Here is a 14,964-nt window from a genome sequence, read left to right on the forward strand (position 1 = left end):
TTTTTAGATAGATTTTTTTTAGGTAAGTGTTGTAAATACTTTTAATATGAAATGATAATCACCATACATAAATTCAAATGTATTAAATGTTCTTTTTATAGTATTTAATTCTTTTCTATAACCAAATTGATTAAATTCAGTTTTTGTAAAACCTTTTTCAAAAGAATCTAATAATTTATTAATTTCATTTTTTTATGATTTCAAGTCCATACATTTACTCTTTTCTCTAAGGTAAGAATTTACAATATGATTTCTTTTTTTCTTGTATTTTTTTTGTTTATACATTATTTTTAGGTAGTTTTGTATTTAATAATCCAACCAAAATATTATTAAAATTCTTTGAGTTTGGCAGTTTTCTTTTTTTCACTTTTCTTTCAAATTCAGTTACATTTTTAGATTTAAGCATTTTTTTAACGATGTTTAAAGTCTTATTATACAAGATTGTATGTTGATTTAATAATTGCAAATTATAAGCAGGAAAACCTTTATTAAATATTTTAATAGCACCTTCTGAATCTTTAATTTGACTATAAATATAATCTATAACAATACTTTGCAGATTAGAATTTGGATAAAGCCTATAGGTTTCTTTTAAAAATGTGTTATATAATTCTTCAATCTCCATTTACTTATTAATTAGTGTTTTGTATGTTAAACGTTTGTTATTAGTTGTCTGTAAAAATATATTAAAGTTTTCATCTATTGTATTTTCTCTGTGATTGTATCTAAAACTAAATTCGTCTACATATTTTTGTAAGTGTGTTCTACTTGTAAAATGATATATGCCTATAATACCTCGTTTAAATAAAGACCAAAAACCCTCAATTGTATTTGTGTAGCAATCTTCTTTAACAAATTCTTTATTACTATGATTAACTATTTTATGCTTATAAAATTTATTTAATCCATTATAAGCCCACCATTCATCACTCATTATTGTTGAACCTTGTTCTACATTATTTAGTATCACAGGTTGTATTGTTTTAGCTTTTGTATCTTCTACAACAAAACATTTAATACATCTATTATCTCTGTTTAAAATACCTAATACGGGTGTTTTATCAATAAATGCTCTACCTTGACTATTAACTACTTTTTTATGAGGGTGTCTGTTTTTATTTTTGCCACCAACAAAAGTCTCATCTACTTCAACAGTACCATTAATAAAATTTATGAAATTATTTTGATTCATTGCATATCGTAATCTATGTAAAACAAACCAACTAGCTTTTTGAGTGATGTCTAAATCTTTTGATAATTGTATTGACGAAATACCTTTTTTATGAGATGTAAAAATATAGATTGCCAAGAACCATTGTTGCAAACTGATTTTCGTTCCTTCAAAAATCGTATTTGTTCTAACATTAAAATACTTGTTTGTATTTCTGCATTTATAGCGATTGTTTTTACATTTATAAACTGATGAATTGGAGTCAAATGGCGAAACAACTTTGCTATTCCATCTAATTGTTTCTAAGTGTGTAATACAATCTTGTTCTGTGGGAAATGTTTTTATTAAATCTACAATACTTTTAAACGATTTTAGCTCTAACATTCTGTTCATTATCTAATTTATTTCTTTAAGTTAATTTATATTCTTTAATTAATTATAAATAAAATGTTATATATAAATTAACTTTTCCGTTTATAATCTTTCAGATTATAAATAGGTATGTTTTGAAAAAATATGCAGATATTTGTAAAAAATAATACAATGGCATTAAGTAGAGAAAATAAAGCTGTGTTTTTAGATATGAGTAAAGATTTAATTCTCAACCTAACTGAAAAAATTAAATAATAGATTCGGAGATTTGCAAATAGATTCTTCTAAATTAGAGCGAGATAATATACTTGCAGAATGTGATGAAATAATTCAACAATTAAGTAAAAGAATAGCACAGCATAAGAATAAAAAATCATCTACCTAAAATATCTTTAATCAAATTATTTTTTGATAGTTTAGATTGATGCTGTAATCGCTTTAATATAATTTCAACAAAGTCTATTATTGCATTATAAGAATGCCCTTCAAACCTTATCGCAATAAAATCATCTGCTAAATCTTCAAACATTTTAATTTCTTTTCTATTTAATTTTTTTTTTAGAATAATTCATACTTTTAAATAGTATGAATTATTTTTAAAAACAAACTGTTACAAAGGTATTTGTTTATTTTTTACAACATAGTTATAGTAGATGTAATTGCCACGAAATCCAAAAATAAACCAATATATAATAAATCCTAAACCGCCTGTAAAAATACCTATACCTAAAGAAACAATAGCTGATAACCAAAGCCCTTTTATCAAGCTCCAAAATGAGCCAAAAAAGAATGCTGTCCAATTAAATTTACCTTTATATTGTTCATTAGATTCATGTATTTTTTTAAATTCTTCAATATAATAATCAGACAATCCTAAAAATTTATCTTCAATATTACTAGATAAATTTGGTTGATTAGATGTTATATTAGATACTTGCTGATTAACACCACAGCTTGGGCAAAATGTAGAACTATCTACTATTTCTTTACCACAGTTTTTGCAATACATATTATTTATTTATTTAGCAAAAGTATTTATAGTTGTTTCATTGTAGAAATCATATTTATTATTTCCTATGTAAGTGTATATATAATCTCCAACATACTCTGAATTAGTATATGTAAACTGACTTAAATTAACTCCGTTACCTCTAACAATATGGTCAAGTGAAACATATATAACATTTCCTATTACATTATATTTATAAACAACTTCAGTAGGTGTATTACTAAATGTCATTATGCCTGTTGAGTCATTTTCTTGTGGTTCAAATTTTATGTATGAACGAAATCTAGATTCAATATTTGTAAATGTTTGATTTTTAATTTTAGTGCTAACTGTTGTAGGCTCATTATTTTGTTCCTCATTTGTTGTGTTATTATTTTTGCATCCTGAGATTAGTATTACAATGCTTAATAAGTAGATTAATTTTTTCATTTTTATTTAATTTTTTACAAAGTTTTAAAAATATTATTACATGACGATGCTTTTTTATAACAAATTTTGTAGTTTAGTAACAAATATAGTAACCAAATGAAAATAGGAAATAAAATAAAAAAGATTCGAGAACTTAAAAATTATACCCAAGAATACATGGCTAACGAACTCTCTATGTCTATAAGCAATTATTCTAAAATTGAACGTGATGAGATCTCTATAACATTAGATAGGTTAGATGAAATTGCACAAATACTCAAAATGAAATTTCAAGATATACTTGCTTTCGATGAAAAAAATGTTTTTAATTTTATTAATAGCCCTAATTCACAAGGTTATATCAATAACTTGTATGCAAACAATAACAATGTTGATAATATTTTAAATGAAATTTTTACAAGATTAAATAATATAGAAAAGAAACTAAAATAAATAAAATGAAAGATTATTTTAATGTAAGAGACGAAAGTGATAAATTAAATGTAATTTTTAAAAAATACATTGTTAGTATCGAATATGTTAATGAAAGTAATTGCATTATTTATCTTAGTAATGATATTAAACCCAAGATATATGTAAAAGGTTATGATTTAGAAAAAATTATGAATCTTATTGAACATGACAAATTGCTTTAGTATCACAATATTTCTTTAATGTTTCAAGTATTATTTTAACTTCATAAACAGTTGCACCATCTAACATTGCCCAAATTTCATCAACTATTTTTGTTGGCGAAATTTCATTACCATTTGAATCTAATTTTATGTATTTCATTTACTATTTTACATTTTAAATAGTATTTTTAAAACTTATTTAATATCAATTACTTATTCTATATTAGATTTTGTGTAATTTAGTATATAGTTACTATATTTATTAATGTTAGTGCTTTTTGGCGTAAGCTGGTTAGTAAGTTATATGCTAAAAAGCAGATTTCAAAAATATTCTCAGATGAGAATAAATCTTACTGGAAAAGAAGTAGCTGAACAAATGCTACATCAATATGGAATTAATGATGTAAAAGTTGTGTCTGTGCCTGGTGCATTGACTGACCATTACAATCCAGCAGATAAAACGGTAAACTTAAGTGATTGGGTATATGCACAACCAACGGTTGCAGCAGCAGCAGTAGCAGCACACGAGTGTGGACACGCAGTGCAACATGCAACAGCTTACAATTGGCTAACAATGCGTTCTAAACTTGTGCCAATTGTTAGTGTATCATCACGATACATGCAATGGGTAATTTTAGCTGGCTTAGGTATATTAGCTGCTACAAATAATCCATACGTACTAATGGGTGGAATTGCATTGTTTTCATTAACTACATTGTTTTCATTCATTACACTGCCAGTAGAGTTTGATGCTTCTGCAAGAGCTTTGCAGTGGATAGACCAAGCAAATATCATGCAACCTAACCAATTAGATAGTGCAAAAGATGCATTAAAATGGGCAGCAATGACCTATGTAGTTGCAGCATTAAGTTCACTAGTTACCTTGTTATATTATATTTCTTTACTTACAGGAAGAAGTAGAGATTAATAATTTAAAAAATAAAAGTGTTATTAGCCATCTCGTATTGAGGTGGCTATTTTATTTATGTTGGGAATAAAATTTGGAGTTAAAGAAGAATTGTTTTACTTATGTTGTACCTAAAAATAAAAATGCCCAGCAACTAACGAGTTAACTGGGCGGAGGTTTTGGCACCTGTGATCCCGCTGGGATTCGAACCCAGGACCCATACATTAAAAGTGTATTGCTCTACCAGCTGAGCTACGGAATCCTAACAATTATTTTACTAATTGTCAAAAGTGAACGCAAAGATAAGAAATTTATTTTAATCTTACAAACAAAAATATTTGCTAATATTTATTTAAACTTAATCCCTTTTACTTCTATTGCGTACCATTCATCAGATGTATGTGTAGTGTCTGATAATGTTGCATCTACAAGTACAACTACTTTCTTTTCTGCGCTTGTATTAGGCATTCTAAATTGCTTGTCTTTTATTCTTAGAATAATTTCATTCTTACTTTTGTCTTGAATCATAAACCAACAACCTTCGCTTAAGCAAGTTTTGTATATTGTTCCTGCTATTTGTGCATCCTTTATTTCGTGATTAGTTTGCAAATTTGCTATTAAATCATCTATTGAAATAATATTTTTTTCTTCAAAATTTTCGCCTAATTGACTTGGAGTGAGTTGACATGATGCTATCAAAGTCATCAAGCCAAATAATATAAATAATTTTTGTGCCATGTAATTTTATTGAATTGAGTCTTTACGAATCATTTTTCCTTGCTCAAATATAAATGTATATAAGTGTTTTCCTGTGATTGAGTCATAATTTTTAATAGCACCATCAAATACATCCAACCCATCTAAGATTTCTATTTTATTACCATCAATAATTATTTTTCCATTGCGAGCGTATTCCTTATAATTTCCATCTATTCTACCTTCTGTTGTTGTAAAAGACTCTTTTACTTGATTTTTAGGTTCTTCAAAATAGTTTTTCCAGACACCAACTACCTTATTGTCTTTGTACTGTCCAGTTTGTTTTTTGCCACTATTTTCAAAAAATGATTCATACAATCCATCCATAATATCTTCATGATAATTTTCTACAATCATTATTTGTCCGTTCTCAAAAAACAAAGTTCTTTTCCCATCTAATTTTCCATTAACATAGGTAGATGTTTCAAGCAGTTTTCCATTGTCATAAAATGCCTCATATTTTCCATGCTTAATTTGCATAGCTTTTTTTAATACAGAATATTTTTTTAAGATATTACCATTTATATCTTTTTCAGTTACAATTTTTGTCTTGCATGATGTGAATACAAGCACAACAAGCACAAAAAAGTATACATATACATTAGATTTCATAAGCATTTAATTTATAATACCTAAAACGTTTAGATAATTATTTTATTTTTGTACAAATTTCGGAAATAATATGGAACAATTACAACAAATTATTAAAAATGCTTGGAATGATAGAAGTCTACTACAAGATAATACAACTTTGGAAGCTATACGTGAAGTAATCGAATTGTTAGACAAAGGAACAGTACGTGTTGCAGAGCCAGTGGCAGATGGTTGGAAAGTAAACGACTGGATTAAGAAAGCAGTAATATTATATTTTCCTACTCAAAAAATGGAAACGATAGAAGTTGGTCCTTTCGAATTTTATGATAAAATTCCTTTGAAAAGAAATTACGAGCAATTAGGCGTAAGAGTAGTACCACATGCCATTGCAAGAAAAGGCGCATTTATACAAAGAGGTGTGGTGATGATGCCAAGTTATGTAAATATTGGTGCTTATGTAGATAGTGGAACAATGGTAGATACTTGGGCAACTGTTGGTAGTTGTGCTCAAATTGGCAAGAATGTACATTTAAGTGGAGGCGTTGGTATTGGTGGTGTATTAGAGCCAGTGCAAGCAGCACCAGTTATTATCGAAGATGATTGTTTCGTTGGTTCTAGATGTATAGTAGTTGAAGGTGTACACTTAGAAAAAGAAGTTGTATTGGGTGCAAATGTTGTACTTACTATGAGTACAAAAATTATTGATGTATCAGGTGCTGAGCCAAAAGAATACAGAGGCATTGTACCAGCACGTAGTGTAGTAATACCAGGAAGTATTCCAAAAGAGTTTCCAGCTGGAACATATCAAGTGCCTTGTGCATTAATTATTGGAAAGAGAAAAGAAAGTACAGATACTAAAACATCATTAAATGATGCATTGAGAGATTTTAGCGTTTCGGTGTAATTTTTACAATTTTTCAGATAAAAGCAAAATGGATAAAGCTAACCAAATATCCAATGCAACAAAAAAATAATACAATTAATAATTAATATAGACACAAAGCTACCTATATTTGGTAGCTTTTTTTTATGAAGATAGGATATGATGCAAAACGACTATATGCTAACTCAACTGGATTGGGAACATATAGCCGTACATTAATTAATAGATTAATGCAATACTATCCAAAAGATGAGTATACATTATTTGTGCATCAGAAACATTATCAATCAACATTATACAAATACGCTGAATATACAGAAAAAACAATTGTTTCAGATTACTTTAATGATAAAATTTGGAGAAGAAAAGCAATTGCTGAAGATGTTGTCAATCAATCAATAGACATATTTCATGGATTGAGTAATGAGTTGCCAGAGTTGCCCAATAATATTAAAAAAATTGTTACGGTACACGATGTAATTTATAAAAAACTACCAAAGACTTTTTCTTATTTTGATAGAAAATTATATCATTATAAAACAAAAAAAGCACTCGAACAGGCTGATGCTATTGTTGCTGTAAGCCAGCAAACAAAAGCTGATATAATAGAATCATACAATACAGCAGAAGATAAAACACATGTTATATATCCAACTTGGAATAAAGAATATGAGCATGAGTGTGGACATGCACTAAAAGAAGAATTTTTAGAGAAATGTAGACTGCCAAGAGATTTTATGCTATTTGTTGGAAGCATCAGCAAACGCAAAAATTTTATACATACGCTAAAAGCATTTTTGTTGCCAGAAAATATAGACAAAAATTTAGTTGTAATTACACAAGGTGGCGATGAATATAAGAAAGCACAATCTTTTATCTACGAAAATGGGTTGGAGAATAGAATTTATTTTCTAAAAAATATACTCTGGTACGAGCTTCCAATTATCTATCACTTATCACAAGGATTGATATATGTAAGTTTGTACGAAGGTTTTGGATTACCAATTTTAGAAGCATTAGTATGTGGCAAACCAGTAATTTCTAGTAAAATTTCTTCTATGCCAGAAGTGGGTGGTGATGCATGTATATTTGTAGATCCAACAAATGTAGAAGAACTTGGAGCCATAAATTTTATTTATTATAATATTACATTAGCAGAAGAAATAAAATTTAAAACAGTGCAACAGATTCAAAAATTTAATCCAGAAATCAGTAGCAAGCAATTACACGATTTATACAAAAGTTTGATATAATAAATTTTCAACTTACACAGTTCGTGAAATACTACCATCTATTTTCTGATAATAATTACAGCAGGCGATTTTATATCATTTTCCAAAACCAATTCTTCAATGTTTCCAAGTGTACCAACCACAGATTTTTCTTCTGGCAAACTTCCATTTTGTATAATAGAAATCCAAGTATCATTGCTTCTGTGCTGTTTGAAGATAGAGACAATATTACTCAGTTGGTTCATGCCCATCAAAACAATAACAGTAGCACTTGTTTGTGCAGCAATATGTATATCATCAGATAGCGCACATTTTGCCTTGGTTCCAGTTACTATCCAAATACTTTCATTTTCTGCTCTTTGAGTTAATGGTATTTGATGTAAAGTAGGAATACCAATAGCAGAAGAAATGCCAGGCACTACTTGAATATTTGTATTTGGCATATGTTGTTGAACAAACTCAATTTCCTCTTGTGCTCTTCCAAAAATAAAAGGATCACCACCTTTTAATCGAACAATAGTATTGTATTTTTTTAAACTATCTACTATTAATTGATTTATTTCATCTTGCGATGCATAGTGTTTGCCAGCACGTTTGCCAACATATATTTTCTCTGCATTTTTTGCATGTTCCAATGTTTCCACATTAACTAATGCATCATATAATACAACATCAGCAATTTCTAATATTTTTATTGCTTTTAGAGTAATCAATTCTGGGTCGCCTGGTCCAGCTCCTACTAAGATAAATTGCTTCTGATGCATTGATACAAAAGTATGAGAAATTTACTTCTTCTGAACTGTTTTTCTTGCTACTTTATCATTATATCTTGCTTCAATAATATATTGTGCAACATGCAACATGGATAAATCTAATGGAATTAAATTATAACCTTGAATTGCATTGTAATCAAGATTTACAAGTTCTTGTCCAAGATAGTTGTACACTTTAATTTGTAATGCATTTGCCTCAGGCATCATCACACCAAGATTAGCTTGTCCAGAAGTTGGATTTGGATATAAAGCTAAAATATCAAAATCACCAATAGTAAAGTCTTCACAAGATGAGTTGTTAGAAATATTGTTTTCTGTTGCATTAAAATTCACAGATTCTATATTTGCACAAATTACAGGAATATTTGATGTGCCGTTATATCTCAATTCACTAACGAATGTATAGTTTAATGTTTGATTTGGTAGTAATACACCATTCCATATTTCACGTATTAGTGTACCATTGCCTAGTCTAATAGTTAATTCTAAATTATAGATTGGAATATTACTATTATTTTTTATACCTAATAAAGCTCTGTAATAGTCTTCATCTTGTGTAATTGCAAGATTAAGCAGTTCAACATCGATATTTGCAACATCAACTAAAATATATTTTGTAACTGTATTAGTACAACCAAGAAAATTGGTTGCAGACAATTGTATTGGATAATTTCCAACTGAATTATAATTATGAATTGGTGGATAAGGACCATTAAAAATGGCACTTCCGTCGCCAAAGTTCCAAGAGAATGTAGAGCCAGATGGAGATATATTATTAAAACTTACATCAAGTGGCGGTAGTCCATTCGTAGGCGAAAAGTTAAAATCTACAACAGGTGGCTCTGTTACAGTTACACTTTTTACTTTTATTGCAGAGCAACCTTTGTTTGTTGATGCATTTAACTGTACAGTATAGTTTCCTTGTTCAGTAAATGTAAAAGAAGGATTCTGTTGATTAGATGTGCCGATTCCACCAAACAACCATGTCCAATTGCTCATATAAGTATTGCCAGAAACAGTAGACACATCTGTAAATTGTATGGCTTGTCCAATACATTTATTATTTGATATGTCAAAATCCACAACAGGTTGCTTATAAATATTAATTTTTTTAGCTATTGTATCAACACATTGGTTATTTGCACGAACAGCTAGACGCACAGTATAATTTCCATTTGTTGTATAGGTGTGACTTGTATTGTTTAAGAAATTATCTTGGGCACCATCACCAAAAAACCAATTGAAAGCAGTAATTGATAATGGAAAAGGAGCAGAAGAAGTATTGTTGAATGTGATGATAGAATTTGTACATGCAATACTATCTGATGTGAAGCTTGCGGTAGGTGATATATTTACACCTAAAGGTTTAGTTAAAGTATCAAAACACCCATTCGTATTTGTTGCCTTAAGATGCACATAATATAGATTTGCAGACGGAAATTCAAAAAGTGGATTTTTTTGAGTTGATGTACCCATGTTATTAAAGTTCCAATTCCAAAGTTGTATAGAGTCTGAGTTTGGAATAGAAAAATCTCTAAATTGAGTTGGATTACCAGCACAAGCCAAAAGGTTGTCAAATAAAGCACGAGGTTTTCTGTTGAGTGTAATAGTCTTAGTAACTTTGTCAAAACATCCTACATTAGTTGTTGCTTTTAGCGTAATTGATTTTGCACCACTGCTTTGAAATGTTTTTTCAGGGTTTTGTTCAGTAGATCCTGTTGTATCACTAAAATTCCATTCCCAAGTAGAAATAGAATTTCCAAATGGAGGGAAAGATGCATCATATAATTGTACGTTCTGTTTTTCACACAATATATCACCAATCTCAAAATCTACAATAGGCTTCTCACCAACAATGTTAATGTTGAATGTGTCTCTGTATTCACAACCAACATAAGATTTAGCATACACACTAACTTCTTCATTTTGTGTAATTGTATATGAATTAGTAGTAGAATTATTAGACCAAAGTATAGATTCAATGCCTGTATTATTTACTACATTTATTTCTTCAAGACGACAGCCATTTAGTGTGTTATTTGAAGGGATATTGCTAAGTAATAATTTATCAAAAAGCACAGTAATTGTATCTTTTACTACCTTATTATTGATGTCTGTTAGTGATACAACATATGTTCCTTCACTATTAATTACAATTGAGTCAGAAGTTGAGCCATTTGACCATAGTTTATTTAAAATACTATTTGAATTAAGATGAATTGTGATTGAATTTCCATCACAAATATATAGTGTATCATTATTTAATCTATTGTATGGATAAACTTGGATTTCATCAGTGCTAGTTCGTCCAAACACATCTGTTGTAGTAACAGAATAAGTACCACAATTTTGAACATTAATTGTTTGAGTAGTATCGCCAGTAGACCAAAGATATTTTATAAATCTATTTGATGCATCAATAGTATAATTGTTAGAGAAAGTAGAACCAAAAATAATATCAGATCCTAAATTTACTGGTGGAGCATATTTGGTATATAGGTAATTGTGAAATAATGTAATTTCATTTTCAGACAGTTCTTTATTAAAGACTATGATTTCTGCTACTTTCCCTTGAAAAGATGTTACATCAGAGAAGTCTACCCTTGAACCAATATTTGAATATCTGAAGGTATCAGTAATGCTTCCATTGATAGGTTTGTTTTTATTATTAATTAATATTCTATTTTTAGATATTGTATTTATTGAAAAAATAGTGTCGATATATAGCTTATCACAATATTCAAATTCTGGAGAGTTTGAATTATTCATAGATAGAACGCCCAGTCCGCGTAATGGACTATCGTATTCAACAAAGAAACCATTTGAGTTCTCACCTAATAGTACTTGACTTTGTGAACTATTATTGTTTAAGAATTGATATAATGCAATTATAGTGAAGTTATTTAGCGCAACCCTTTTATTCAATATTAAATTACTTCTTGTGGTCTGTGGTCTAAAATATACAGTGCTGTTATTATTTATGAATCTCTCATTACTAGAGACAATAGGTCTATTATTTACAGTATTCTGTATTCCAAATTTATTAATATTGTTTAGATAGTCTCCCCATCTAGATACTCTTCCTGCGTTTATGGTAATGTTGCTGTCTGAGGCAAACCAATTCTCAATAAAAATGTTATAAGAAAACTTATCTAATGCTAACAAGGTAGAAGTTATCCAAGTCTTACTACAAATAGGCTTTACTCTTATAAAATATAAACCATACTCTGGTAGCTGAATAACTGCATTATTGTTATCAACTTTACTCTGATAAATAAATTCATTAAAATCTTGTTCTAAAGAAACTTCGATATTATAATCATCGCAAATGTTATACTTTGGCCAACTAATATTAACTGTCTTGTCAATTGTCGTATAGCTATTATTATATAATAAATGAAGATCAAAATTATTTGATTTTACCAATAAATAACATAAGGCTGAAAAAAAGAATAGCAATAAAGGTCTGTTCATATCTCCATTTTGTTTTTTTGTTACCTCTAATTTAGTCTTTTTTAAAATCAATTGCAAAAAAAAACCTATATTTGTGTTAATAAGATGTCAAAAGAAATAAGCAGTAACACTTGGGAAATTATTATTTCATCCAAGAGAGGATTATTTGAAATTAATTTCACACAACTATTTCAGTATAGTGATTTGTTAAAAATGTTTCTAATAAGAGATATAGCTGTTAATTATAAACAAACAGTACTTGGTCCTCTGTGGTTTATTGCCCAACCAATAATGACAACAATCATTTATGTTTTTGTATTTGGCAATATAGCTAATCTTTCTACTGATGGAATCCCTAAGCCTCTATTCTATTTATGTGGAATAATTATTTGGAATTACTTCTCAGATTGTTTTATTAGAACATCAGATACCTTTTCTCAGAATGCTGATATATATGGAAAGGTATATTTCCCTAGATTAATATCTCCTATATCTGTAGTAATATCAAATACACTTAAATTTTTCATTCAGTTATTATTATTTATAACAATATACATGTATTTAATATTATCTAATGATTATAATCTACAAATACAAGTTTCTATTGTGTTTTTACCACTACTAATTTTTCTTATGTCATTGTTAGGGTTAGGATTCGGACTAATTTTTAGTTCATTAACAACTAAATATAAAGATTTAAAATTTTTAATACAATTTGGAGTTCAACTATTAATGTATGCTACTCCAGTAATCTATCCTTTGAGTAGTATACCTGATAAGTATAAATTCTATTTTAAACTAAATCCTATTACATATATCATAGAAGCTTTTAAATATAGTTTCTTTGGTACAGGACAAACTAATGTTGGAGGGTTGATATATAGTAGTGTAATAATTATATTTATTTTATTTCTTGGTATACTAATATTTAACAAAACAGAGAAAAGTTTTATGGATACAATTTAGTATCTTTGAAAGTAATTAATATGGGTGAGATAGTATTGAAAGTAGAAAATATAAGTAAATTGTACCGATTGGGTGAGGTAGGGACAGGTACAATATCACATGATTTAAATAGATGGTGGGCAAAGGTTAGAGGTAAAGAGGATCCATATGCAATTGTAGGACAAACTAATGACAGAAGTACAAAAGCAGAATCAGACTATGTTTGGTCCTTGAAAGATATTAACTTTGAAGTTGAAAGAGGAGAAGTATTAGGTATAATTGGAAAAAATGGAGCGGGTAAATCTACATTATTAAAAATAATTTCTCAAATTACATCACCAACAACAGGATATATAAAAGCAAAAGGTAGAATAGCATCACTATTAGAAGTAGGAACAGGCATGCATCCAGAAATGACAGCACGAGAGAATATATATCTGAATGGGGCAATTCTTGGAATGAGAAAAAGAGAAATTAATGCAAAATTTGATGAGATAGTTGATTTTTCAGGGTGTGCAATGTATGTGGATACACCTGTAAAAAGATTTAGTTCAGGAATGCGAGTAAGATTGGGATTCGCAGTAGCTGCATATTTAGAGCCTGAGATATTAATAGTAGACGAAGTATTAGCTGTAGGAGATGTTGAATTCCAAAAGAAAGCAATTGGGAAAATACAAGATATATCAAAAGGAGATGGTAGAACGGTGCTTTTTGTAAGTCATAATATGGCTGCAGTACAAAATTTATGTAAAAAAGGCATTTTATTAGAAAATGGAAGAATAAATTCAATTGGTGATATAACAACAATCGTCAATAAATATCTTAAATTAAATATAAGTGAAACAAACGAAGATATTGTTGATTTAGGGAATGCTAAAAGGAGTAATGGTAAAGGAAAAATAATTAAAAAGATATGGATTGAAAATAGTCATGGAGAAACTACAAAGAATATTTTTATGGGTGAAAAATTTTCGATTAAATTTAATTTTGAATCTAAAGAGCCTATAATGAATGCACTTTTTGGTTTTGGTATTGAAAATAGTCAAGGAGATAGAATAACCTCATTGAATAATGAAATATCTGGTGATTTAATACCTACACAGATAGAGTCAGGTACTGCAATATTAACAATAAAAGACCCAACTTTTTTAGAAGGAACGCACTATGTCTGAATATCAATAGTTGCAAATCAAGTAGAATGGATTGATTATATTGAACAAGCAATTTCTTTTGAAATTATATCAAAGGATGTTTATAACTCTGGAAAATTAATAAATAGTAACCAAGGAAAAATTTTCATACATGGAAATATTGAGATTCTTTCAAAATCTATTTAGAAGAAATAGAGCAGATATTAAAATTGGAATAAATACTAAGATTTCTAAGAAGTCAAAGATTGAAACATTATTTGGAGGAAAAATTACTATTGGTAATAATTGTCAGATAGAAGATTTTAGTATGTTGTTAACTTATGGTGGAAATATTGAGATTGGAGATGAGTGTTCTGTTAATCCTTTCTGTGTTCTTTATGGTCACGGAGGTCTAAAGGTTGGAAATAAAGTTCGAATTGCTACACACACAGTTATAATTCCCGCAAATCACGTTTTTGATAATATTACAATTCCTATAATGAATCAACCAGAAACAAGAAAAGGAATAGTAATAGGTAATGATGTTTGGATTGGGAATGGTGCAAGAATTTTAGATGGTGTAGTATTGGGAAGTGGTGTAGTTGTAGGTGCAGGAAGTGTAGTTACCCAAAGTTTTCCTGATAATGTAGTTATTGCTGGTGTTCCAGCAAAAATAATAAAACACAGAAAATAATA

Annotated in this window: 16 protein-coding genes and 1 tRNA gene; 7 read left to right on the forward strand and 10 right to left on the reverse strand. The window is 28.7% G+C overall.

Going from position 1 to position 14,964, the window contains the following annotated elements; all coding sequences use genetic code 11:
- Window positions 1–277 precede the first annotated feature (277 nt).
- From IPK18_07070 to IPK18_07085, 4 genes are all read right to left on the reverse strand, one after another.
- Window positions 278–625, reverse strand: coding sequence for a hypothetical protein (locus IPK18_07070; protein QQR99256.1), 348 nt, complete (start codon window positions 623–625; stop codon window positions 278–280).
- A complete protein-coding gene (locus IPK18_07075; GenBank protein ID QQR99257.1) occupies window positions 626–1,555 on the reverse strand; it encodes an IS1595 family transposase in 930 nt (309 codons plus the stop codon).
- 598 nt (window positions 1,556–2,153) lie between these two features.
- On the reverse strand, window positions 2,154–2,552 hold the full coding sequence (locus IPK18_07080; protein QQR99309.1) for a DUF2628 domain-containing protein: 399 nt from the start codon (window positions 2,550–2,552) through the stop codon (window positions 2,154–2,156).
- A 9-nt stretch (window positions 2,553–2,561) separates the two neighbouring features.
- Window positions 2,562–2,981: a hypothetical protein gene (locus tag IPK18_07085; protein QQR99258.1), complete on the reverse strand. Its 420-nt coding sequence runs from the start codon at window positions 2,979–2,981 to the stop codon at window positions 2,562–2,564.
- 96 nt (window positions 2,982–3,077) lie between these two features.
- Between IPK18_07085 and IPK18_07090 the strand changes: the two genes are divergently transcribed.
- The gene (locus tag IPK18_07090) at window positions 3,078–3,413 is read left to right on the forward strand and encodes a helix-turn-helix transcriptional regulator (GenBank protein QQR99259.1); all 336 of its coding nucleotides are present in this window, start codon (window positions 3,078–3,080) and stop codon (window positions 3,411–3,413) included.
- Window positions 3,414–3,590: 177 nt separating this feature from the next.
- On the opposite strand, the gene IPK18_07095 is transcribed toward IPK18_07090, so the two are convergent.
- Window positions 3,591–3,755 carry a hypothetical protein gene (locus IPK18_07095; GenBank protein ID QQR99260.1) on the reverse strand — a complete coding sequence of 55 codons (165 nt, stop codon included), beginning with the start codon at window positions 3,753–3,755 and terminating at the stop codon, window positions 3,591–3,593.
- Between the two features lie 105 nt (window positions 3,756–3,860).
- Here IPK18_07095 and IPK18_07100 point away from each other — a divergent pair, with 105 nt between their 5' ends.
- Window positions 3,861–4,523, forward strand: a complete 663-nt coding sequence (locus tag IPK18_07100) for a zinc metallopeptidase (protein ID QQR99261.1) — start codon at window positions 3,861–3,863, stop codon at window positions 4,521–4,523.
- Window positions 4,524–4,691: 168 nt separating this feature from the next.
- On the opposite strand, the gene IPK18_07105 is transcribed toward IPK18_07100, so the two are convergent.
- The 3 genes from IPK18_07105 to IPK18_07115 form a co-directional block, all read right to left on the reverse strand.
- Window positions 4,692–4,764 (reverse strand) — tRNA-Lys (locus IPK18_07105).
- 86 nt (window positions 4,765–4,850) lie between these two features.
- Complete coding sequence (locus IPK18_07110; protein QQR99262.1) at window positions 4,851–5,240, reverse strand: DUF4920 domain-containing protein; 390 nt, start codon at window positions 5,238–5,240, stop codon at window positions 4,851–4,853.
- A 6-nt stretch (window positions 5,241–5,246) separates the two neighbouring features.
- The gene (locus tag IPK18_07115) at window positions 5,247–5,870 is read right to left on the reverse strand and encodes a hypothetical protein (GenBank protein QQR99263.1); all 624 of its coding nucleotides are present in this window, start codon (window positions 5,868–5,870) and stop codon (window positions 5,247–5,249) included.
- A 70-nt stretch (window positions 5,871–5,940) separates the two neighbouring features.
- Between IPK18_07115 and IPK18_07120 the strand changes: the two genes are divergently transcribed.
- Together IPK18_07120 and IPK18_07125 are read left to right on the forward strand one after the other, a co-directional pair.
- Window positions 5,941–6,756 carry a 2,3,4,5-tetrahydropyridine-2,6-dicarboxylate N-succinyltransferase gene (locus tag IPK18_07120; protein ID QQR99264.1) on the forward strand — a complete coding sequence of 272 codons (816 nt, stop codon included), beginning with the start codon at window positions 5,941–5,943 and terminating at the stop codon, window positions 6,754–6,756.
- Between the two features lie 125 nt (window positions 6,757–6,881).
- Window positions 6,882–7,988 (forward strand): glycosyltransferase family 4 protein, encoded by a 1,107-nt coding sequence (locus tag IPK18_07125; GenBank protein ID QQR96694.1) that lies wholly within the window; start codon window positions 6,882–6,884, stop codon window positions 7,986–7,988.
- A gap of 38 nt (window positions 7,989–8,026) precedes the next feature.
- Here IPK18_07125 and cobA read toward each other — a convergent pair whose 3' ends face one another.
- Together cobA and IPK18_07135 are read right to left on the reverse strand one after the other, a co-directional pair.
- Window positions 8,027–8,731, reverse strand: a complete 705-nt coding sequence (gene cobA, locus IPK18_07130) for a uroporphyrinogen-III C-methyltransferase (protein ID QQR96695.1) — start codon at window positions 8,729–8,731, stop codon at window positions 8,027–8,029.
- Between the two features lie 21 nt (window positions 8,732–8,752).
- Complete coding sequence (locus IPK18_07135) at window positions 8,753–12,214, reverse strand: PKD domain-containing protein (GenBank protein ID QQR96696.1); 3,462 nt, start codon at window positions 12,212–12,214, stop codon at window positions 8,753–8,755.
- Between the two features lie 84 nt (window positions 12,215–12,298).
- Here IPK18_07135 and IPK18_07140 point away from each other — a divergent pair, with 84 nt between their 5' ends.
- The 3 genes from IPK18_07140 (at window position 12,299) to IPK18_07150 (ending at window position 14,962) form a co-directional block, all read left to right on the forward strand.
- Complete coding sequence (locus IPK18_07140; GenBank protein QQR96697.1) at window positions 12,299–13,159, forward strand: ABC transporter permease; 861 nt, start codon at window positions 12,299–12,301, stop codon at window positions 13,157–13,159.
- Window positions 13,160–13,179: 20 nt separating this feature from the next.
- Window positions 13,180–14,310: an ABC transporter ATP-binding protein gene (locus tag IPK18_07145; protein QQR96698.1), complete on the forward strand. Its 1,131-nt coding sequence runs from the start codon at window positions 13,180–13,182 to the stop codon at window positions 14,308–14,310.
- A gap of 130 nt (window positions 14,311–14,440) precedes the next feature.
- Window positions 14,441–14,962 carry an acyltransferase gene (locus IPK18_07150; GenBank protein ID QQR96699.1) on the forward strand — a complete coding sequence of 174 codons (522 nt, stop codon included), beginning with the start codon at window positions 14,441–14,443 and terminating at the stop codon, window positions 14,960–14,962.
- Window positions 14,963–14,964 lie beyond the last annotated feature (2 nt).

This window comes from Sphingobacteriales bacterium (assembly GCA_016699615.1).
Taxonomy (GTDB): domain Bacteria; phylum Bacteroidota; class Bacteroidia; order Chitinophagales; family JADIYW01; genus JADJSS01.